The organism is Sphingomonas sp. GW821-FHT12D09, from assembly GCF_058807215.1.
Genome location: NZ_JBXAQL010000001.1, coordinates 1,327,281 through 1,347,023, shown reverse-complemented (window position 1 = coordinate 1,347,023; position 19,743 = coordinate 1,327,281). Strand labels below are relative to the sequence as shown.

At 67.0% G+C, this 19,743-nt stretch carries 20 protein-coding genes; 11 read left to right on the top strand and 9 right to left on the bottom strand.

Annotated elements, in window-relative coordinates; all coding sequences use genetic code 11:
- Positions 1 to 166: 166 nt before the first annotated feature.
- Together AC1RPL_RS06060 and AC1RPL_RS06055 are read left to right on the top strand one after the other, a co-directional pair.
- Complete coding sequence (locus AC1RPL_RS06060; RefSeq protein WP_493068351.1) at positions 167 to 1,942, top strand: sensor histidine kinase; 1,776 nt, start codon at positions 167 to 169, stop codon at positions 1,940 to 1,942.
- Positions 1,942 to 3,291, top strand: coding sequence for a sigma-54-dependent transcriptional regulator (locus AC1RPL_RS06055; protein ID WP_493068350.1), 1,350 nt, complete (start codon positions 1,942 to 1,944; stop codon positions 3,289 to 3,291). Before AC1RPL_RS06060 ends, AC1RPL_RS06055 begins: the two co-directional genes overlap by 1 nt.
- 4 nt (positions 3,292 to 3,295) lie before the next feature.
- On the opposite strand, the gene AC1RPL_RS06050 is transcribed toward AC1RPL_RS06055, so the two are convergent.
- Positions 3,296 to 4,069 (bottom strand): hypothetical protein, encoded by a 774-nt coding sequence (locus tag AC1RPL_RS06050; protein ID WP_493068349.1) that lies wholly within the window; start codon positions 4,067 to 4,069, stop codon positions 3,296 to 3,298.
- A gap of 12 nt (positions 4,070 to 4,081) precedes the next feature.
- Positions 4,082 to 4,777, bottom strand: a complete 696-nt coding sequence (locus AC1RPL_RS06045; RefSeq protein ID WP_493068348.1) for a DUF3313 family protein — start codon at positions 4,775 to 4,777, stop codon at positions 4,082 to 4,084.
- 233 nt (positions 4,778 to 5,010) lie between these two features.
- Here AC1RPL_RS06045 and AC1RPL_RS06040 point away from each other — a divergent pair, with 233 nt between their 5' ends.
- Positions 5,011 to 5,976 (top strand): SphA family protein, encoded by a 966-nt coding sequence (locus AC1RPL_RS06040; protein ID WP_493068347.1) that lies wholly within the window; start codon positions 5,011 to 5,013, stop codon positions 5,974 to 5,976.
- Positions 5,977 to 6,206: 230 nt separating this feature from the next.
- Here the strand turns inward: AC1RPL_RS06040 and AC1RPL_RS06035 are convergent, their stop codons facing one another.
- Positions 6,207 to 7,109, bottom strand: coding sequence for a formylglycine-generating enzyme family protein (locus AC1RPL_RS06035; protein WP_493069089.1), 903 nt, complete (start codon positions 7,107 to 7,109; stop codon positions 6,207 to 6,209).
- A gap of 50 nt (positions 7,110 to 7,159) precedes the next feature.
- Entirely contained in the window at positions 7,160 to 7,804 is a 645-nt protein-coding gene (locus AC1RPL_RS06030) for a YidH family protein (protein ID WP_493068346.1), read from the bottom strand.
- Positions 7,805 to 8,016: 212 nt separating this feature from the next.
- On the opposite strand from AC1RPL_RS06030, the gene AC1RPL_RS06025 reads away from it, so the two are divergent.
- The 6 genes from AC1RPL_RS06025 to AC1RPL_RS06000 all read left to right on the top strand — a co-directional run bounded on the left by AC1RPL_RS06025 (position 8,017) and on the right by AC1RPL_RS06000 (position 13,351).
- Complete coding sequence (locus AC1RPL_RS06025) at positions 8,017 to 8,847, top strand: hypothetical protein (protein ID WP_493068345.1); 831 nt, start codon at positions 8,017 to 8,019, stop codon at positions 8,845 to 8,847.
- Positions 8,848 to 8,959: 112 nt separating this feature from the next.
- The gene (locus AC1RPL_RS06020) at positions 8,960 to 10,501 is read left to right on the top strand and encodes an arylsulfatase (protein WP_493068344.1); all 1,542 of its coding nucleotides are present in this window, start codon (positions 8,960 to 8,962) and stop codon (positions 10,499 to 10,501) included.
- A gap of 89 nt (positions 10,502 to 10,590) precedes the next feature.
- Positions 10,591 to 10,962: a UrcA family protein gene (locus AC1RPL_RS06015; RefSeq protein ID WP_493068343.1), complete on the top strand. Its 372-nt coding sequence runs from the start codon at positions 10,591 to 10,593 to the stop codon at positions 10,960 to 10,962.
- A 13-nt stretch (positions 10,963 to 10,975) separates the two neighbouring features.
- Entirely contained in the window at positions 10,976 to 11,767 is a 792-nt protein-coding gene (locus AC1RPL_RS06010) for an acid phosphatase (RefSeq protein ID WP_493068342.1), read from the top strand.
- 110 nt (positions 11,768 to 11,877) lie between these two features.
- On the top strand, positions 11,878 to 12,660 hold the full coding sequence (locus AC1RPL_RS06005; protein WP_493068341.1) for a DUF2092 domain-containing protein: 783 nt from the start codon (positions 11,878 to 11,880) through the stop codon (positions 12,658 to 12,660).
- Positions 12,661 to 13,129: 469 nt separating this feature from the next.
- On the top strand, positions 13,130 to 13,351 hold the full coding sequence (locus AC1RPL_RS06000; RefSeq protein ID WP_493068340.1) for a hypothetical protein: 222 nt from the start codon (positions 13,130 to 13,132) through the stop codon (positions 13,349 to 13,351).
- Between the two features lie 65 nt (positions 13,352 to 13,416).
- Here AC1RPL_RS06000 and AC1RPL_RS05995 read toward each other — a convergent pair whose 3' ends face one another.
- Positions 13,417 to 13,872 (bottom strand): EF-hand domain-containing protein, encoded by a 456-nt coding sequence (locus AC1RPL_RS05995; RefSeq protein ID WP_493068339.1) that lies wholly within the window; start codon positions 13,870 to 13,872, stop codon positions 13,417 to 13,419.
- Between the two features lie 429 nt (positions 13,873 to 14,301).
- Between AC1RPL_RS05995 and AC1RPL_RS05990 the strand changes: the two genes are divergently transcribed.
- The gene (locus AC1RPL_RS05990) at positions 14,302 to 15,246 is read left to right on the top strand and encodes an outer membrane beta-barrel protein (RefSeq protein WP_493068338.1); all 945 of its coding nucleotides are present in this window, start codon (positions 14,302 to 14,304) and stop codon (positions 15,244 to 15,246) included.
- On the opposite strand, the gene AC1RPL_RS05985 is transcribed toward AC1RPL_RS05990, so the two are convergent.
- The 4 genes from AC1RPL_RS05985 to AC1RPL_RS05970 all read right to left on the bottom strand — a co-directional run bounded on the left by AC1RPL_RS05985 (position 15,243) and on the right by AC1RPL_RS05970 (position 18,257).
- Complete coding sequence (locus tag AC1RPL_RS05985; protein WP_493068337.1) at positions 15,243 to 16,415, bottom strand: BamA/TamA family outer membrane protein; 1,173 nt, start codon at positions 16,413 to 16,415, stop codon at positions 15,243 to 15,245. The two genes, AC1RPL_RS05990 and AC1RPL_RS05985, sit on opposite strands and share 4 nt — an antisense overlap.
- A gap of 108 nt (positions 16,416 to 16,523) precedes the next feature.
- Positions 16,524 to 17,027 carry a Rap1a/Tai family immunity protein gene (locus AC1RPL_RS05980; RefSeq protein ID WP_493068336.1) on the bottom strand — a complete coding sequence of 168 codons (504 nt, stop codon included), beginning with the start codon at positions 17,025 to 17,027 and terminating at the stop codon, positions 16,524 to 16,526.
- Positions 17,017 to 17,739: an aquaporin Z gene (gene aqpZ, locus AC1RPL_RS05975; protein ID WP_493069088.1), complete on the bottom strand. Its 723-nt coding sequence runs from the start codon at positions 17,737 to 17,739 to the stop codon at positions 17,017 to 17,019. Before aqpZ ends, AC1RPL_RS05980 begins: the two co-directional genes overlap by 11 nt.
- A gap of 170 nt (positions 17,740 to 17,909) precedes the next feature.
- Positions 17,910 to 18,257, bottom strand: coding sequence for a DUF1622 domain-containing protein (locus AC1RPL_RS05970; RefSeq protein WP_493068335.1), 348 nt, complete (start codon positions 18,255 to 18,257; stop codon positions 17,910 to 17,912).
- A gap of 384 nt (positions 18,258 to 18,641) precedes the next feature.
- Here AC1RPL_RS05970 and AC1RPL_RS05965 point away from each other — a divergent pair, with 384 nt between their 5' ends.
- Positions 18,642 to 19,709: a sensor histidine kinase gene (locus tag AC1RPL_RS05965; protein WP_493068334.1), complete on the top strand. Its 1,068-nt coding sequence runs from the start codon at positions 18,642 to 18,644 to the stop codon at positions 19,707 to 19,709.
- The last annotated feature ends 34 nt before the right edge of the window (positions 19,710 to 19,743 follow it).

The following is a 19,743-nucleotide window of genomic DNA, read 5'->3' as shown; positions in this document are numbered from 1 at the left end:
TGGGCGTGCACCTTATCCGTCTCGCCGTGGCCCTCCAGCGTTTCGGAAATGTCGGGATAAGTATTTGAGTTACATGAGGTTACTCGAGAGAAGCGCCGGCTGCTCCGCGCAAAACTGTGTGAAATGCCGCGCGCGCTTTGGTCGAAATGTGCGATAATCCGCACAAATGAGCATCCGAACCCGTCAGCGTCTCCTTCTCGCGGTCCTGGTTATCGCCGTGATCCTGCTGCTCGCCTGGACCGGTAGCCGCTGGGCGACGGGGCAGGCGCGCGGTTCGGCCGACGCCGTCGCGCAGCAGACGGCGCGCGCGCATGTCGGGCTGCTCAATTCCGAGCTCCAGAAGTTCCGCCTGTTGCCGCTGGTGCTGAGCGAGAACCCCGAGATCGCGCCCGCGCTGCGCGGCGGGGATCCGCTGGCACAGCGCCGCCTGAATGCGACGCTCGAGCTGCTCGCCGGGCGCACCGATGCCGCGGTGATCTATGTCATCGATCGCCAGGGCAAGACGGTCGCCGCGAGCAACTGGCGGCTGCCGACCAGTTTTGTCGGCCAATCCTATGGCTTCCGCCCCTATTTCCGCGACGCGATGGCGCGCGGCGCCTCCGAGCTGTTCGCGCTGGGCACGATCAGCGGGCGTCCCGGCCTGTATCTGGCGCGCCGCGTCGATCGCGACGGCCAGGCGCTCGGCGTGGTGGTGGTCAAGGTCGAGTTCGACGAAGTCGAGGCGGCCTGGGCACGCGCGCCGGGGATCACGATCGTCACCGATGCGCATGGCGTGATCCTGGTCACCTCGATCCCGGCTTGGCGCTTCCAGGCGACCCGGGCGCTCGACGCCGCGACGCTGGCCGGTGCGCGGCGCACGCTCCAGTTCGGCGCCCAGCCGCCCCGGCGGGCACCGGTGACGATCCAGGGTGCCGCGGCGCAGGTGGAGGCCAGCGGCAAGGCCCAGCGCTATCGTGCCGCATCGGAGCCCGCCTCGCTGGCAGACGCACATCTGGTCCATCTCGCACCGCTCGAGCCGCCGCTGGCCGCGGCCCGGACCCAGGCGCTGCTGATCGCGCTGGCGACCCTGCTTACCGCCGGCATCCTGATCGGCCTGGCGCTGCGTTCGGCCGAGAAGCGCCGCCTGCAGCGCCACCACCAGGCGCGGCTCGAAGCCGAGGTCGAGCGTCGCACCGCCGAACTTCGCGAAGCCAATGCCCTGCTCATCGTCGAGTCCGAGGAGCGGATCGAAGCCGATCGCCGCTACCGCGCGGCGCGCGAAGAATTGGCGCAGGCCAGCCGCCTTGGCTCGCTCGGCCAGATCACCGCCGGCGTCGCGCATGAGATCAACCAGCCGGTGGCGGCGATCCGCACGTTCGCCGAGAATGCCGCGACCTTCCTCGAGCGCGCCGCGCCCGACAAGGCGAGCGCGAACCTCAAGCAGATCGTCTCGCTGACCGAGCGGATCGGCACGATCACCTCTGAGCTGCGTGCCTTTGCCCGGCGCAAGACGCCGGCCGAGGGCCATGCCCATATCGGTTCGATCCTCGACGGCACGCTGCTGCTGCTCGGCGAGCGGGCGCGCGGCGTGGTGACGCTCAAGGTCTCGAAGGCATTGCGCGGCGTAAGCGTCCGGGGCGACCGGATCCGGCTCGAGCAGATCCTGATCAACCTGCTCCAGAACGCACTCGATGCGGTGCAGGGCGTGAAGGAGGCGCGGATCCTGGTCGAGGGCGTTCGCGAAGGAGAGGCGGTACGTCTCTCGGTCATCGACAATGGCGCCGGCGTTGATGCGGAGGTCGCCGACACGCTGTTCTCGCCCTTCACGTCGGCAAAGGCCGGCGGCCTGGGACTCGGCCTCGCCATCGCCCGCGACATCGCCCGCGAGTTCGGTGGGGACATCGCCCACACGCCGAGCCCCGGCGGCGGCGCGGCCTTCCATCTCTCGCTGAGGGCCGCCTGATGCGCGCGCCCGACAACGCCGTCGTTATGTTCGTCGAAGATGACGAGCCGCTCCGCCTCGCCACGCTGCAGACGCTCGAACTGGCCGGGCTCAACGTGCTGGCCTTCGATCGCGCGGCACCGGCGCTGGCGCGGCTGCGCCCGGATTTCCCTGGCGTGGTGATCTCCGACATCCGCATGCCGGGGATGGACGGGCTGGAACTGCTCACGCGCGTCCGTGCGATCGACAGCGACATCCCGGTGCTGCTCGTCACCGGGCATGGCGATGTGCCGATGGCCGTCTCTGCACTGCACGACGGCGCGTTCGACTTCATTCCCAAGCCCTTCGCCGCCGAGCGGCTGCTCGCCGCCGTGCGTCGCGCGCTCGACCGGCGGGCGCTGGTCATGGAGAACCGCCACCTCCGCGCTGCCGCTGCTGCGGTGGCGCTGGAGGAGAGCCCGCTGATCGGTGACAGCGTTCCGATGGCGCGCTTGCGGGCGATGATCGGCCAGCTGGCCGATGCCGATGTCGACATCCTGCTCGAAGGCGAGACTGGCACCGGCAAGGAGCTGGTCGCGCGGATGCTCCACCGGAGCGGCCGGCGGCGCGGCAAGCCGTTCGTGGCGGTAAATTGCGCCGCCCTGTCCGAGGGGCTGGCCGAGATAGAGCTGTTCGGCCATGCGGCGGACAGCGTGCCGCACACCAGGCTGTCGCGCGTCGGGCGGATCGCCTCGTCGAGTGGCGGCACGTTGTTGCTCGACGAGATCGATTCGATGCCACTGACGATGCAGACCCGGCTGCTGCGCGTGCTCGAGGAGCGCGAGGTCCATCCGATCGGCGCCGAGCGTCCGGAGGCGGTGGACCTGCGCGTGATCGCCACCGCCAAGGAAGACATCGCCAAGGCCGTCGCCGAGGGCCGGTTCCGGCCCGATCTCTATTATCGCCTGGCGACGATGCGGCTGCTCGTGCCGGCGCTGCGCGAATGCGGCGGCGATGTGTTCCTGCTGTTCGCGGCGTTCATGGAGGAGGCCAAGCAGCAGCTCGGCATCGGCGAAGTGACGCTGAATGCCGGGGTGCACGCGCATCTGGCCGGGCATCATTGGCCGGGCAATGTGCGCGAGCTGAAGAATTTCGCGCTCGAAGTCGCGTCGGGCCGTAGCTTCGCCGCCGCGGATGCCGGTGCGCAGACCGACCTGCCGACGCGGCTGGCGAAGTTCGAGGAGCAGCTGATCCGCGATGCGCTCACCCGGCATGGCGGGCGGGTGTCCCGGGCGCTGGAGGAGCTCGGCGTGCCGCGCAAGACGCTGTACGACAAGATCGCGCGCCTCGGCATCGATGTCGCCCAGATTCGGCGGTCGCGGCGCGGATAGCGGATCAGAAGCGCAGCCCGATCCGCCCCTCGACCTTCCATTGATAGGGGTCGGCATCGCCCTTGATCACGCCGACGCCGCCTTCGAGCGAGGTGACCAGCCGGCCCCATTTCTTGCCGATTTCGAGGTTGAGCGGCAGGAAGAAAGACCTGGTGTTGAAGTCGTAGCGGATGTCGGCGCTCGGGAAGATCGAGACATAGGCCTTGCCCGGCAGACCGATCTCCAGATTGGGTGAGAGCTGCAACTCGCTGGCGGTGGCGCGGCTGCTGTCGCCCTTCAGGCTGAAGCGATAGCGGGTCAGGATCTGGAAGAAGCTGTCCTTCGATATCCCCGCCACCGGCCAGCGATAGCCTGCCATCGGCAGGAACTGCCACTGGTCGCTGCCGAAGCGGCTGTCGCTCGCCGAGGGCAGCTTGACCTGCGTGCCGAAGCCGAAGCCCTGGTTCTCGCCGAGCTTTTTCGAAAAGGCCGCCTGGAACAGCACGTTGCTGAGACCCAGCGTGCTGCCGTTGTCGGCGCTTTCGTCCGCATCGACGAACTTCACCGGCAGGTCTACGCGCAGATTGACCTTCCAGTCGTCGCCGAGATCGATGGGATGATCGTGGCGGAAGGTTACCGTGATCTTGTCCTCGCCGTCTTCACGGGCGACTTCGGTCCGCAGGTCCAGGCTCTGGATCGGCCGAATGATGTCCCGGCCGCTGGCGGGGGCCTCCTGCTCCTGGGCATGGGCCGTGCCGGAGAGCAGGAAGACGGCGAACAGGAACGGGCGGACACGCATGGCCCGGCTCCGCTATTTCTTCGGCTGGCCGGCAGTGTCGATCGGCGACTGCGCCTTGAGTTCGGCCAACCCCTTCACGCTGGTGCTGGCCCATTGGTCGAACAGCTGCTCGAACGCACCCTGATTAGTCGCGCGGTTGCGGATATAGGGACCGAAGTCGCTGGTCTCCTGCCCGTCGACCGCACGGCCGAGCAGCTGGTTGCTCAGCGAATCCCGTGCCTCGACGACGAAGATCGCGCCGCCCGCCTCGCTCGTATAGGTCCGGGTGATCCCCGGATCCATCGTGTCGGGCGCCTCGACATCGAGATCGACCAGCCCCGGGGTGAGACGCAGCACGTCCGGGCCGGGCGCGGTCACCACCTGATAGCCGGCCTTCTCATAGGCCGCGGCGAATACCTTGTTGAAGCCCTTCTGCGCCTCGTCGAGAATCCGCCTGGCATCCGCGTCGCTGACGTGCTTCCCCATCGTGATGTCGTTGCTGTCGCGCTGCCAGTTCTTGCGGAACGACACCTGGGTCGGGTCGATCATCACCTTGGTGTAGCCGCGGAAGTCCGCGTTCGGCAGCAGATAGGCGAGATCGACCTTCTTCGCCTTCACCTTGACCAGCCCGTCCCAATTGTCGGGCGCCTTCTGCTTCTGGGCGAGCGCGGGGGTGGACAGGCCGAGCAGCGCCGCTGCCGACAGGACCGCGATGAGTTTGCTGGCCATGGCCGTCTCCTTGGAAAAGGGAGCGCCGAGGATGTGGGGAAGGTCCAGCCCCCGCCATCGGGGCAAACCCGTGCCCAGGCGGGGGAGCTTCCTGGGGTGGCCCCTCATGGCGGTCTTGCGATGAGCGGAGCAAGGGCGGGGGATCGTCCGGGCGGGAGGCGGGGGTTTTCCCCGATTCAGGGGGCTGCGGGCGGTTGCTACGCCCGGAGGCAATCCAAGCAGGAGCGCCACCGATGACCAGAAAGCTCTCTATCCTGTTGGCGACCGCCGCCTTTTCGGTCACCGCGGCACAGGCCGACGAGAATGGCGCCAGCATCTATCTGCTGGGCAGCGGTGGGCCGGGCACGGCGGTCCAGCCGCCGCTGACCGGCATCTATATCGACAACACCATCTACACCTATATCGGCAGCACCAAGGCGCAGAAGGACTTCAAGATCGGCGGCAACCTCGTCACCGACGTCGACACCACGATCGTGGCGGACTTCGTCACGGTGCTGGCGGTGCCGAGTACCGATTTCCTGGGCGGTACCCTCGCTATCGGCGCGGCGCTGCCGATAGGCGCGCCGATGATCGATGCCTCGGCGGTGATCACCGGGCCGCTGGGCCGCCAGATCGGCGTCCGCCGGCACGATGCGAACCTGCTGGTCGGCGACCCGCTGGCCCTGGCGACGCTCGGCTGGAAGAGCGGCAAGTTCCACGCGCAGCTGAGCGGCACGGTGAACATCCCGGTCGGCCATTACCGGGCCGACGCGCTCGCCAACCTCGCCTTCCATCGCTGGGCCGAGGATGTCTCGGTCGCGGTCAGCTTCCATGACGAGGAGCGGGGCTGGGACCTGAGCCACAAGGTCGGCATCACCTTCAACGGCAACAATCCCGATACCGATTACGATTCGGGCAACGACCTTCATGTCGAATTCTCGGTGGAGAAGATCCTGTCGAAGAAATTCTCGATCGGCGTGCTCGGCTATCATTTCGAGCAGCTGACCGGCGACAGCGGCTCGGGTGCCACGCTCGGGCCATACAAGGGCAAGGTGAACGGGGTGGGCGGCACCGTCGCCTACAACACCATCCTCGGCCGCAGCCCGGCGAGCTTCCGGCTGAAGGTGCTGCAGGAATTCGGCGAGAAGAACCGGATGAAGGGCACCGCCTTCATGCTCGACCTGGCGCTGCCGCTGCACATGAACATGCCGAAGCGGTAGCGCGCGCCTCCTACATTGTGGGCCGCGCCGACTCGGCTAGGTACACGAAGTACACCCCCAAAGCGGATTTTCGCGGCGCTTAAGGTGACACAGTTCCCGCGAACGCAGCGCATCTCGCAACATCCTTGCGCAGGCGTGAGCCTATCTTTCCAACATCGTCAAAGAGCGGCCGGACGGCGAACCCAGCCGGATGAGGGAACAGACGAAATCCTACATTGCAAGAGGCGCCGCTAGGGCCGGATCACGCAGCGAAAGCCGATATGCGAGGTCGAGGTGTCGATCGGATGGGCGTGGCGCGCCGCCGGGCGGTAACGCCGGCAGTAATTGGGCGCACACAGGTGCGAGCCGCCCTTGAGCACCCGGCGCGGTATCGCGATCGATGCGCCGGTCTCGACGCTGTCCTCGCGGCTCGACGGGAGCTTCTCGACGCCGCAGCAATTCCGGCTCTGCACCACCGGCAGCGACCACCAGTCGGCCGTCCATTCCCAGACATTGCCGATCATGTCGGACAGCCCATAGCCATTGGGCGGAAAGGCGCCGACGGGCGAAGTGCGCAGCCAGCCATCCTCGAGCGTGTTGGCGTAGGGGAACATGCCCTGCCAGGTATTGGCCATATGGGCGCCGTCCGGCTGGAAGTCGTCGCCCCAGGCATATTCGACGTCGACCAGGCCGCCGCGTGCGGCGAATTCCCATTCGGCTTCGGTGGCGAGATCGGCGCCGGCCCAGGCGGCATAGGCCTCGACATCGGCGAGCGCGACATGGACGACCGGATGGTCTTCCAGCCCCTCGATGCCGCTATCCGGCCCGGTCGGGTGGCGCCAGTCCGCGCCGGGCACCATTGCCCACCACTGGGTGGATGGCCCGCGCGGATCGATCGGGTGGTCGGGAGGCGTGAAGACCACCGACGCCGCGACCAGCATCTCGGGCAGCGCGCCGGGATAGTCCTCCGGATCGGGCGGGGTCTCGGCGACGGTGCGGTGGCCGGTCGCGGCGACGAAGCGGGCGAAGTCGCGGTTGGTGACCGGGGTGCGGTCGATCCAGAAGCCCTTCACCCGTGCCGGGCGCAGCGGCCGCTCCTCGGGATAATGGTCCTCCGATCCCATGGTGAAGCTGCCGCCGGGGATCCATATCATGTCGCGTTCCGGCGGGCCGTCCACGCCCGGGCGCATCAGGTGCATTTCCATCAGCCGAACACCTGGACACTGGAGACGATGCTGAGCGCCGCCGCCACGCCGATGAGGAGCAGCAGGATCGCGGTGACCAGGGTGAGCGAGACGGGATAGCCCATATCGCCGTGCAGGAGCTTCTCCTCGACCAGCTCTTTGCGCAGCGCGCGCAACTCCAACGCGAACTGGAGGTGCCGGATCAGCCCGCCGATCAGCAGCAGCATGCCGAGCAGGATCAGCATCAGTCCGAAATTGCGCGGCGCGGCGGCGTGGTTGATCGTGCCGGCGTCGCGCAGCTTGGTGAAGAATTGCGCGAGGGTGAAGCCGAAGCCGATCAGCGACAGCGAAGTGCGGATCACCGACATCAAGGTGCGGTCGGCGCTCATCCGGGTGCGCTGCACCGACAATCCCGTGCGCCGCATCGACAGCTCGGTCCGGTCGGTCGACAGGTCGGTGCGGTGCGTCGAGAGATCGGTGCGATATTCCGACAGGTCGGTGCGATGCTCGGACAGGCCGGTGCGGTGGTTCGACAGGCCGGTGCGGTAGTGGGAATAGGCAGTCGGCACTTCCTCGCCGCGCAATGCGCTGACATCCGGGAGTTCCGGCACCGGGGTGGGGTTCACGCGGCCCGGCCGCTTTGGAAGGGGAAGGTCGTCGCGCATCGGGGAATCCCTTGTGGCTGCGGCACCATCTTTCCGAAGCGCAAGCCCGTCGCCCATCGGGGAAAATCCCGGCTTCCCGGCGCCGTGACCCCTAGATCGCCCCTGCCGCATGCTCGGGGAATGGCAGGCCGGCCGGTGCGGGTTGCTCCGGATGGGCGGGGTGCGGCGGCAGGCCGAGAGTGAGGCGGTGCAATCTTCCGAAGGAACCGCCGATGTTCAGGTCCATGCTGCTGCTCGCCGCCCTCTCCGCGAGCCTGCCCGCCCGGGCCCAGGAGGCCCGCGTTCCGGAAGCGGCGCCACCGGACGTGCCGCCCGCCACGGCGGATGCGGCCAAGCTCGCCGCGGAGGTGGCCAACCCGGTCGGCAGCCTGATCAGCGTGCCGTTCCAGAATAATTTCGACTGCTGCTTCGGCCCCGAAGGCGCGGCGCGCTACCTGCTCAATGTCCAGCCGGTGATCCCGATGCCCATCAGCTCGGACCTGACCTTGGTGGTGCGCACCATCGTGCCCTTCATCACCGAGGGCCGTTCCTCGCCGAGCAATTTGGGCGGCACCGGCATCGGGGATGTCACCCAGAGCTTCTTCCTGAAGCCGAGCACCGGTGGCGGCCTCACCGTCGCCGCCGGGCCGGTCTTCGTCTGGCCGACCGGCAATTCGGATTTCGGCGGGCGCAAATGGGGGGCGGGGCCGACGGCGCTTGTGCTCAAGCAGACCAAGAGCGGCTACACCATGGGCATGCTCGCCAACCAGATCTGGTCCTATGCGGGCTGGGAGAGCCGGCCCAACAGCAGCAACATGCTGATCCAGCCCTTCTTCACCAAGACCTTCAAGGACACGACCAGCCTGGGGATCAATGCCGAGACCAGTTATGACTGGAAGCGCAAGCAGTGGACGGTGCCGATCAACCTGACGCTGGGGCGGCTCGCCAAGATCGGCAAGCAGCCGATCCAGATCTCCGCCGGCGGCAAATATTACGCGGTGAGCCCCACCGGCGGCCCCGAATGGGGTGCGCGGCTGACGCTGACACTGCTGTTTCCCGAATGACCGGGTCTGGATGACCGGGAAAGTCCCCCCGGCAAGGCGGGGTTAGTGCCGATGCCCGCCTCGTCGCTCCGGAGTCAGGGTCCATGCGGAACTCAGCCAAAGGAGACTCGGCGTGCCGAACGGAAAACCCAACATTCTCGTCATCTGGGGCGACGATATCGGGCAGAGCAATCTCAGCTGCTACACGCACGGCCTGATGGGATACCAGACCCCGAACATCGACAGGATCGCCAAGGAAGGCATGCTGTTCACCGACAGCTATGGCGAGCAAAGCTGCACCGCCGGCCGCTCTTCGTTCATCACCGGGCAGAGCGTGCTGCGCACCGGCCTGTCCAAGGTCGGCATCCCCGCCTCGCCGATCGGCATGCACGACAAGATCGTCACCATCGCGGCTTTGCTCAAGGAACAGGGCTATGCCACCGGCCAGTTCGGCAAGAACCATCTGGGCGATCTCAACCACATGCTGCCGACCAACCACGGCTTCGACGAATTCTACGGCAACCTCTACCATCTCAATGCCGAGGAAGAGCCGGAGATGGAGAATTACCCGAGCGAAGACGACATTCCGAACTTCCGCGAGCGCTTCGGCCCGCGCGGCGTGATCCACAGCTTTGCCAGCGATGTCGACGATCCCACCGAGCAGGAGCGCTGGGGCAAGGTCGGCAAGCAGAAGATCGAAGACACCGGCCCGCTGACCAAGAAGCGCATGGAAACCTGCGACGACGATTTCGTCGAGAAGGCGACCGCGTTCATCAAGAAAGCGCAGGCGGATGGCGTACCGTTCTTCGTGTGGCTGAACACCACGCACATGCACCTGTTCACGCACCCCAAGCCCGAGAACAAGGGCCAGGCCGGACGCTGGCAATCCGACTATCACGACACGATGATCGACCATGACAAGAATGTCGGTCAGATGCTCGACCTGCTCGATGAGCTCGGCATTGCAGACGATACCTTCGTGCAATATTCGACCGACAACGGGCCGCATCGCAATACCTGGCCCGATGGCGGGATGACGCCGTTCCGCAGCGAGAAAAACACCAACTGGGAAGGTGCCTTCCGCATCCCGATGGTGGTGCGCTGGCCCGGCAAGGTGCCGGCGGGATCGGTCTCGAACGGGATCGTCCAGCATCACGACTGGATGCCGACCTTCCTCGAGATGGCGGGCGGACTCGACGTGATCGACAAGCTCAAGACCGGCTATCAGGCGTGCGGCCGGACCTACAAGAACCATATCGACGGGTTCAGCCTGCTCGGCCACATCACCGGCAAGGACAAGAAGAGCCCGCGCAACGCCTTCTTCTATATCAGCGACGATGGCGACATCCTGGGGATGCGCTACGATAACTGGAAGATCGTGTTCCTGGAACAGCGGTGCCAGGGCACGCTGCAGGTCTGGGCCGAGCCTTTCACCAGGCTGCGCCTGCCGAAGCTCTTCAACCTGCGCACCGACCCGTACGAGTTCGCGGATATCACCTCGAACACCTATTACGACTTCATGCTCCACAACGACTATTTCATCTTCGCGGCCCAGGCGGGCGCGGCGATGTTCGCGGAGACATTCAAGAACTTCCCGCCGATCCAGCGGCCCGGCAGCTTCACGATCGACGACGCAGTCGCGAAAATGGCCGACGCCGGCGCCGGCGCGAGCTGAACCGCCTTAGGGAGCGGCGCCCCCCGCCGCTCCCGCCCCCTTCGACCCATGCTGCCCGAACAGTCGCTCTCTTTCTTCAGGAGGTAGATATGTTGCGTTCGCATACCCTCGCCTTGGGTGCCGCCGCCTGCGCGCTGGCGATGCCGCTCGCCCCGGCCGCCTGGTCGCAGAGCCAGGACGATAGCGGCAGCATCACCGTCACTGCGCCGCGCTCGGGCAAATGGTCTCCCGACGGGACGGCGACCGAGACGGTGGCGCATTCGATCAAGGTCAGCATCTCCGATCTCGATCTCGCCACGCCGGCGGGCCAGTCGGTCGCGGAAGCGCGCATCCGCCAGGCCGCCAAGAAGTCGTGCGACTGGCTCGACGCCAACTATCCGGTGGTCGACAGCGCCAAGGACTGCGAGCGCAGCGCCGTCGAAGCCGCGATGACGCGGGCCCGTGCCATCGGCCAGCCCTGAGCGAGGAAGCAAGATGCGCCAGCTTCTAGCGCCGGCAACCGCAGGTTTGCTACTGCTACTCACTAGCGGCGCCGCGTCCCAGGACACGACGCCCAAGCTGCCGCCCGGCACGCCGCAAGGTTATCTGGCGGCGGCGGACTATCCCGACAGCCTGGCGCTGTTGCCGCCACCGCCCGAAGCCGGATCCCCGGCATTCGCGCGCGACGAGGCGGTGAGCGCAAGCATGGCGCGCCCGCCGGGTAGTCCGCGCTTCGTCCAGGCGGCGAGCGACGCGGACCTCGGCCTGGCGCATGTGGCGCAGAGCTTCACCTGCGCAACGGGGGTCGCGCCCGATCCGAAGACGACGCCCGTCCTCTACAAGCTGCTCCTCAAGGCGATGATCGATGTCGGGCTTTCGACCTACAAGGCGAAGACCCACTACCAGCGCACGCGGCCCTTCGTGGCGCATAACAACGCCACCTGCTTCCCCAAGGACGAGGCGGCGCTGCGCACCGACGGATCCTATCCTTCGGGGCACAGCGCAATCGGCTGGGGCTGGGCGTTGATCCTCACCGAAGTCGTGCCGAGCCACGCCAACGCGATCCTGGCGCGCGGGCGAGACTTTGGGGACAGCCGGCTGGTGTGCAACGCGCATTGGGAAAGCGATGTCGAGGCGGGGCGGGTAATCGCCGCCGCCACGGTGGCGCGGCTACATGCCAGCCCCGATTTCCGCAGCGACCTGCTCGAGGCCAGGGCCGAGGCGATGCGCGCATCGCTGCTACCCGAGGGCAAGTGCATGGCGGAAGCGGCGGCACTGCGCGACTGACCCCGGTGCCCCTCGGGCAAAGTCCCGAGGGATTCAGCGGGTTTAACCTGATTGGAGTGCCCCGGGACCGGAGCGATCCTCTGCCGGCAACACGAGCTTGGAGAAGCGCGATGGATCGACGAAATCGTTTCAAAATCGGCCTGGCCGCGATCGCGCTGACCGGCGCCCCGGCCCTTGCCCAGGACGCCCCGCAAGCGGCGCCTGCAGCGGCGCCTGCAACGGTCGATCCGATCGCGCTTCAGGCGCTGGTCTCGATGGGCAACTACATGAAGTCGCTCAAGAGCTTCGAGATCCACAGCAAGGCGACGATCCAGACCAGCATGGACGACACCGACCTCAAGGTCACGCTCGGCCTCGAGAATATCTATCGCGTCCAGCGGCCCGGCGCCTTCTTCATCGAGATCCGCTCGGACCGGCAGTTCCGCCAGTTCTTCTACAACGGCAAGACGTTCACCGTCAGCGTGCCGCGCCAGGGTTTCTACGCTGTAGTCGATGCGCCGCCGACGATCCGCGACGTGGTCGACGGCATCTATGACGAATATGGCATCAGCCTGCCGCTGTCGGACATCTTCTACTGGGCCGATGCCGGCGCGCCGACCGACGGCATCCGCTCCGCGGTGCGGGTCGGTTATGCCAAGGTCGGCGGCGTAGATACCGATCAGTTCGCCTTCCGCGGCGATGCGCTCGATTTCCAGGTCTGGATCGCGCGCGGGTCGAAACCCCTGCCGCTGAAGATTGCGATCACCGATCGCAGCGATCCGGTGCAGCCTTCCTATGCGGCGGAGCTGAGCTGGGACACCGCGGCCAAGTTCACGCCGGCCAATTTCGCCTTCAAACCCCCGAGCGGTGCCAGCAAGATCCAGATGGCGAAGCTCGACAGCGTGGAGAAATAGCATGCGCTTTTCAGCCTTTCTCCTTGGCGCCAGCGCGTTCGCGGCGCTGATCGCCACCGCTCCGGACGCCAGCGCGCAGCGCTTCGGCGGCGGCGGCTTCCACATGCGCGGCGGCAGCATGCATGCCGGCGTGCCTAGCAACTTCCATGGCCCGGGCAGCGGCGGGGGCGGGATCCATCACCCGGATGTCGCGCCGCCGCGCCCCAATGGTGGAGGCGCCGGGCCCGCACCGCGTCCACCCGGACCCGGGCCGAACCCTGGGCCGCGCCCTCCTGGGCCTGGCCCTGGGCCTGGACCGGGACCGGGACCGGGACCTGGACCTGGACCTGGGCCGGGACCGCATCCGCCCGGACCGCCGCCGGGGCCGGGACCGCACCCCTATGGACCGCCGCCGCCGCCGCCACCTCCGGGCTGGGGCTGGGGTTGGGGATGGGATGACGATCCCTTCTGGGATGTCGCCGCTGGCGCAGTGATCGCGGGCACGACGGCGGCGGTAGTTTCCGCCGCGAGCCAGCCCGACGTCATCGTGGTCAATACGGCGACCGCGCCGGGGTCGATCGTCTATGCGCTGCCGCCCAATTGCCCGAAGGTGATCCGCGGCGACGTCACTTATTTCACTTGCAACAACCTCTGGTACCGCCCGCAATACCTCTCCTCGGGCGTCTCCTATGTGATCGTCCCCCAACCCTGAGTCGGCGATCACGGAAAAAGGGCCCGCGCTTCGGCACGGGCCCTTTCTTTTGCCCGGGCGGCGGACTAGCCCTTGGCGCGCGCAGCCGTTGCGGCAGCGCGGGCCGCATCGAGTTCCGCCTTGGTGACCACCCCGTCCTTGTTGGTGTCGACCCGGTCGAAGCCCGGAGTGGGCGCCTTGGCGAGTTCTTTCTTCGAGACGCCGCCGTCCCGGTTGATGTCCGCCTCGCTGATCATCGCGTCGAGGCGGGCGGCGGCCTGGGGGTTGGCGGCGGCGCGCGGGAAATCGGCCTTGCTGACCACGCCGTCCTTGTTCTTGTCGAGGTCACCGAATCGCGCGGTGCGCGCGGCGAGATATTCGGCGCGCGTGACCTTGCCATCCTTGTTGGTGTCGGTGCGGTCAAACACCGCTGCCGGATCGGCGTGGGCCGGACGCGCCTGGCGCGACGCCTCTGAAGGCATTGCGAGCGCCAAGGCGGCGGACGATGTCGTGATGAGAGTCAGGATCAGGGTGCGGTGCATGTGAACCTCCGGAAAGCTGCGGGAGCGCCCGGCCATGATGCGGGGGATTGCCGGGCATGGGCATCGGGGACGCCCCGAGGCAGGGGGCGGGAGGTTCCGCATCGCCGCGGTAATTCTGGCGCGCCTCGCCGGGGTATATCCTGATTGGCGAAGGCACGCGGGCGTCCGAAAACGGGGCCCTCCGACGGCGGCGATTCCCCTTGGCCCTGGTTTCGAGCATGGGATCTCAGGATCAGGCGCCGCCGCCGGGGAACCGAAAAGGGGAAGCTGGGCTGGTCTGGCAGCGTATCGGCCGGACCAGCCCTAACGGCCCGTCCTCGGTGTCAGAATGTCAGGGTCTGCCCCGTGCTCTGGCGCGGGTTTCTCAGGATAACCTGCCGAGCGTCCACACGGCAGATTGGCGCACCAGCCAGAGACGGGATCCGACCCTTGCGCCACGCTCAGCCGCTCGCGATCGCCTTCAGCCTGTTCGCCGCATCGGCCCTGCCGGCGGCGGCCCAGGTGCAGGGCCAGGTGGACGATGCGCTACAGGCTGTCGCCCTGCCGCCGAAGCGCCATGGCCTGCTGCCCTTCGGGGCGGAAGCGGCGCGCCGGCGCGGCTATGAACTGCCGCTCACCTTGGGCGCGAGCCTGCTCTATATCAGCAATGTCGACGATTTCGCCTCGAGCGATCTCGCCGTCGCCTTCGCCAAGGGCGGCGCGCCGGCGCAGGGCGTGGCGCTGATCGAGGTGCCCTTCGTCACCACCGATCGGCTGCACGGACGCAACAGCGGCGTCCAGTTCCGCGCAGACCTGTGGGTGCTGCCGGTCCTCAACTTGTTCGCGACATTGGGGCGGATGCGGGGCTCGGTCGATGTGGGCGTCAATATCGACCTCAGCCAGATCGGGCCGCCGATCCTGTGCCGCGACGGGCGCTGCGCCCAGCATCTCGACTTCAAGGCCGAGATCGACAACACCGTAACCACCCTGGGTGCGATCGCGGTCTATGGCGGACACAAATGGTTTGGTGGGGCCATGCTGTCGCGCACGATCAGCGTGTCGTCGAAGGAGCGCTCTGATGTCTCGATCACCAATGCCGGCCTGCGCTTTGGCCCGCGCTTCCATCCAGGGCCCCGCGCCGAGCTGACCGTCTATGCGGGGAGCGAATATCTCGACATCGATACCATGGTCGAAGGCACGGTCGTGGCGGACGATGTCTTCGCCGATGGGGACGCGCTGGGACTGCGCTACCGCACCGAGTTGCGGAACCCCAAGAAATGGACGGCGCTGATGGGGTTCAACCTCCAACTCGCGCGGCACTGGAACCTGCAGGGCGAATATCAGCGCGGCAGCAGCTCCAGCCGCGGCGTCCTGTCGGCGGGCTTCCGCTTCTAGAACGCTTCCGAGATACCGAAATACAGGCCTGGGCCATGGATGCCCATGGCGACGTCGAGCCGCAGATTGACGTCATTGTGCTTGAACGGGTGGTAGCGCACGCCCACCCCCATGCTCGGCAGGATGTCGCCCTTGTCGAGGATGCTGCCCAGCGAAGGGGCGATCCCGCCCAGCCCGGCAAAGGCGACCGCGCCTAAGCGGCGGTTGAACTGGTGGCGCAGCTCGCCCTGCGCAGCCCAGTTGACTCGGTCCCGATAGCGTCCCGCCTCATAGCCGCGCAGATCGACGCCGGCGCCGAATGCGCACAGATCGTAGAAGGGCACATTGCCGGTCACGCTGCAGGTCACGCCGCGGATCGCCAGCGTGGTGTTGTGCCCGGCGGGCAGATAGAAATTGCCGGCGAGCTGCAGCTTGGTGTGGCCGAAACTGTCGCCGAACGCCTTGGCGCCGACCATCCAGTTGGCGGACAGGAACGTGCCATGCCGCGGCAAGGTGGTGCTGTCGCGCGTGTCGTAGGAGAGGAACGGGCCGAGCATCGAAAGCGCGCTCTTCAGTTCCGTGGCAGGGGGCAGCACGAAGCCGGGCGGCAGCGGATCCTCCGGCTGCTTCGCGTCATATTGCGAATATTTGTAGCGCAGGCCGACATAGCCATGCGCGAAGGCACGTACCTGGCCCTGGACCTGTACCGACAAGTTGTGATTGGGAAGGTCCACCGATGTGCCGGCGGCCCCTGCTGCGTCGCCCACGCCGAAATATTTGAGCGGCCCGTCAGTATAGACGGCGATCGCCCGGAACCGGAACCGGTCCTGGCCCAGCGTCATGCTGTGGAACAGCCCGATGCCCTTGGTACCGCGATTGGTGTAGAGCACGCCGCCGCCGGTAACCCAGTTCTGCGGCTCGTGCTTCGGATTGTAGAAGGCGATACCGCCGACCGCGAGGCCCGTGCCCGAACTGGGGTTCGAGATCGGCACCGGCACGATCAGCAGGTCGCGCTTCTTCCTTTTCTCCGGCTCCGCAGGCTCCTGCACTGGGTTGGGCTTGCCGAGCAACTTCGCCTCGACGGCAGCTGCGTCCTGCGCCGCCTTGCCGGCATCGGGGACTTCCTGCGCGACCGCGTGCGGCACGGCGGCGAACAGCGCGAGCGGGACGGCGATGCAGAGGCGGTCCATGATATTTGTCCCGTCCTAGGTGGCGATGCAGCGAGGATAGGGGGGAGGCCGAACCCCGCTATCGGGCAAAGTCACTAGGGGTGGCGGCGGAATGTGCGGGGGCGGGGCCTAGCGCAAAAGGCTCGCCGCCGACGCACGGGTCGTGCGCCGCAGGGTCGCGCCGCCGGACGCGTGGCCCCGACGGCGGTGGGCGGCGGCGGTGTCGATATAGGGCACCAGGTCCTCGTCGTCGTCACAGGGATAGGCATCCTGCAGCGAATCGAGCAGCGAAACGCTGGCATATTCGGTGCGCCGATCGGGCTCGGACAGCATCAGCGTGAGGAACGCCTGGCGCACCTCCGACAGCGATACCCCGGCATCGGGCAGGCAGAAGCTCATGTCGCCGCCATCGGTCATGCTGGCCTGGCCGATCATGAGTCCTTCGAACGACCCGCGCAGATAGGATGCGCAAAGCTGCGAGGGCTGGCCGCCACCGCGGCACATATCCTCCAGCGCGCCGCCCATCATCGGCCCGCCGGACCCGCGTTCGCTTGCCGCCAGATCCTGCGCCCGGGCGGGAGCGGTTACGGCGCAGGCCAGCGCCAGTGCGAAAAGCCAGGGTTCACAGCGCATCGGAGCCCCCTCCCGGAATTGCGGGTGCGAACCGGCCGGTCAAGGCGCGATGGAGTGCGCCGGCGATCAACGCGCCGCCGGTCGGCGCGAGCCAGAACAGCCAGAGCTGCTGGAGCGCGAGCCCGCCGACCAGCAGTGCAGGCCCGGTGCTGCGCGCCGGATTGACCGAGGTGTTGGTCACCGGGATGCTGATCAGATGCACCAGCGTCAGCGCCAGGCCGATCGCCAGCGGCGCGAGAAGGGGCGAGCCGCCCTTGTCGGTCACTGCCAGGATGACCAGCACGAAGCCGGCGGTCAGCACCACCTCCGAGATGAGCGCCGAGGACAGGGAGAAGCCGGAAGGAGAGCCGGCCGCATAGCCGTTCGCCGCCAGCCCATTCACCGCAAGGTCGAAGCCGGGCATGCCGCGCGCGATCCCCAGCACGATCACCGCGCCCAGGATCGCCCCGGCGAGCTGCGCCGCGACATAGGCGGGGATGTCGCCCGCGCGGAAACGGCCGGCGGCCCAGAAGCCGACCGTGACTGCCGGGTTCAGGTGGCAGCCCGAAATCGAGCCCAGCGCCGCGGCCATGGTGAAGACGGTGAGCCCGAAGGCGAAGGATACGCCGACCAGGCCGATGCCTGCCCCGTGCGTCGCCAGCACGGCACTGCCGACGCCGCCAAGGACGAGCCACAGCGTGCCGATAGCCTCCACCGCCGCGCGCCGCGCCATCGGGATCGGGGGTGCCGCGCGCGCCGTTCCGTCGAGCGGATCGGTTTCACGCCGGAACTGCACAGTCATCGCTACCTCCCGCCAATTGATCGGCGAAGTATCGGCAGCGTGCCCGAGGCGGCTATCGGGAACGCTGCCGATTTCCGGCGGGCGCGATTCCCTAGCATTCCCTAGATTTCCCCGGCCGGCTTGCTGAACGTGTCGATGTCCTTCTCCAGGAAGAAGCCGAGCACGGTGCGGATCGTCGCGATGGCGGCGAGCTGGCCGATATCGGTCCAGGTCGGAGCGATCGCCGTGCGGATCAGGTCGGCGCCCAATGCGAACTCGAGCGAGAGCACGAGCCAGCGCGCGAAGCCCAGCCAGACGCCGCGGCGTATCTGGATGCCTCGGCTAGGGAATAGCAGGTAGCGGACCGCTCCGATTGCCGCATCGAGCGCGCCGATGCACACGGTAACTATTACCAGGCCTTCCAGGACGGTCGCGGTGTTCTCGGCGACCGGGGCAAGAAACGCTTCCATAGGGTCCTCCACAAGGCTTTCTCTCAAGAAAGCCCAGTGTTCCGTATCCGTAATTACGATGAGTTCGGTGGGGGAGGTTTCGGATTCGAAAGTTAATGCAAACGTAACTATTGTTACGGAAAATACAGTCCGGTCAGTACTTTAACCGATTGAAATAATCGGGACATACAATATTGTAGGTGCGGGAATTTCCCCTGCTTCCTTGAGGGATAAGGAGGGAGGTGGACCCCAGTTCGAAATTGTGGATCGGGGCTAACACATGTCGTATCTTTCGGGAGATCCCGAAGACGTTGGTGTTTCCGGCGCTAAGGGAGAAGGCAGCGTTCCGTGGCCCGCCAAGGGCGAGCCCATCCTCGCGGCGATGCGCGAAACCAGGTGCGCGCAGTGCCCGCCCAAGTGGCAGTGGTCGATGGCTGGTGGAATATCCTGACCGTCAACACCGCCTGGTTGGAACGCGCGATGCGCAGCGGCCGGGGCGATCGGCTCAAGGTCGGCGCCAATCTGAAGCAATATATCCAGGAAGCGACCGATCTGGGCGCCGAGACCGCCGCGGCGATGCTCGACGGCATGTACATGATCGAGACGCGGGCGCACAACCAATTCGCGCTCAACTATCGCGGTCTGGACGACGAGACCCATTACCAGTTCACGATCGACTGCTTCGAAGTCGGCGGGCGTCGCTACGCCACCGTCGCCCGGGTCAACGTCACCGAACTCTATGACTTGCGCGCGCAGGCGATCAAGCTGAACTCGAATCTGATGCACGCCCAGGCGAGTCTGGTGCGGGCGCAGGAGGACGAACGCCGCCGCGTGGCCGCCGCGCTGCACGATACCGCGGCACAGCATCTGGTGGGCGTCAATCTGGGCCTGGCGCGGCTGCGCGCCGTGAGTACGGATCCGGCGGTGGTGGCGATGGCCGAGGAACTGAGCGGCCTGCTCGACGAATTCCACCGCGAGATCCGCGGCGTCACCTATGTGATGCACCCGCCCGAAATCCAGCGGCGCGGCTTGCACGAGGCGATCCGCTTGCTCTGCAACGGCTTTGCCCGCCGCACCGGCCTGGACATCGCGCTGCGCATCTATGGCGAGGATCGCCGGCGCGGCACGGCGGTGGAGGCGGCGATATTCCGGCTGCTCCAGGAAGCGCTGACCAATATCCAGAAGCATGCCGGCGCCAAATGCGTGAAGATCCGGCTCGGCAGCCGCGCCAAGGCCTTCTTCATCGTCATCCAGGACGATGGCGTCGGCCTACCCAAGGATTGGGGGCGTAAGCTCGTCGGGATCGGGCTGCCGGCGATGCAGCAGCGTATCGAGGCGCTGGGTGGCTGCCTGCATCTCGACAGCCGGCATAGCTGCGAGGGCACCACGGTTGCCGCGATGATTCCCCGGCACAGCACGGGCCTGGACTATCTGCCCGGCTCGAGCCTGACCCAGTCCGCCGGCGTCGCCTGACGGACACGGCCGGCCCGCCGCCATGGTCGGCGGC

Coding starts and splice junctions, on each gene's coding strand:
- AC1RPL_RS06060 (WP_493068351.1), top strand. CDS start 167: ATGAGCATCCGAACCCGTCAGCGTCTCCTTCTCGCGGTCCTGGTTATC.
- AC1RPL_RS06055 (WP_493068350.1), top strand. CDS start 1,942: ATGCGCGCGCCCGACAACGCCGTCGTTATGTTCGTCGAAGATGACGAG.
- AC1RPL_RS06050 (WP_493068349.1), bottom strand. CDS start 4,069: ATGCGTGTCCGCCCGTTCCTGTTCGCCGTCTTCCTGCTCTCCGGCACG.
- AC1RPL_RS06045 (WP_493068348.1), bottom strand. CDS start 4,777: ATGGCCAGCAAACTCATCGCGGTCCTGTCGGCAGCGGCGCTGCTCGGC.
- AC1RPL_RS06040 (WP_493068347.1), top strand. CDS start 5,011: ATGACCAGAAAGCTCTCTATCCTGTTGGCGACCGCCGCCTTTTCGGTC.
- AC1RPL_RS06035 (WP_493069089.1), bottom strand. CDS start 7,109: ATGATATGGATCCCCGGCGGCAGCTTCACCATGGGATCGGAGGACCAT.
- AC1RPL_RS06030 (WP_493068346.1), bottom strand. CDS start 7,804: ATGCGCGACGACCTTCCCCTTCCAAAGCGGCCGGGCCGCGTGAACCCC.
- AC1RPL_RS06025 (WP_493068345.1), top strand. CDS start 8,017: ATGTTCAGGTCCATGCTGCTGCTCGCCGCCCTCTCCGCGAGCCTGCCC.
- AC1RPL_RS06015 (WP_493068343.1), top strand. CDS start 10,591: ATGTTGCGTTCGCATACCCTCGCCTTGGGTGCCGCCGCCTGCGCGCTG.
- AC1RPL_RS06010 (WP_493068342.1), top strand. CDS start 10,976: ATGCGCCAGCTTCTAGCGCCGGCAACCGCAGGTTTGCTACTGCTACTC.
- AC1RPL_RS06005 (WP_493068341.1), top strand. CDS start 11,878: ATGGATCGACGAAATCGTTTCAAAATCGGCCTGGCCGCGATCGCGCTG.
- AC1RPL_RS05995 (WP_493068339.1), bottom strand. CDS start 13,872: ATGCACCGCACCCTGATCCTGACTCTCATCACGACATCGTCCGCCGCC.
- AC1RPL_RS05985 (WP_493068337.1), bottom strand. CDS start 16,415: ATGGACCGCCTCTGCATCGCCGTCCCGCTCGCGCTGTTCGCCGCCGTG.
- AC1RPL_RS05980 (WP_493068336.1), bottom strand. CDS start 17,027: ATGCGCTGTGAACCCTGGCTTTTCGCACTGGCGCTGGCCTGCGCCGTA.
- aqpZ (WP_493069088.1), bottom strand. CDS start 17,739: ATGGCGCGGCGCGCGGCGGTGGAGGCTATCGGCACGCTGTGGCTCGTC.
- AC1RPL_RS05970 (WP_493068335.1), bottom strand. CDS start 18,257: ATGGAAGCGTTTCTTGCCCCGGTCGCCGAGAACACCGCGACCGTCCTG.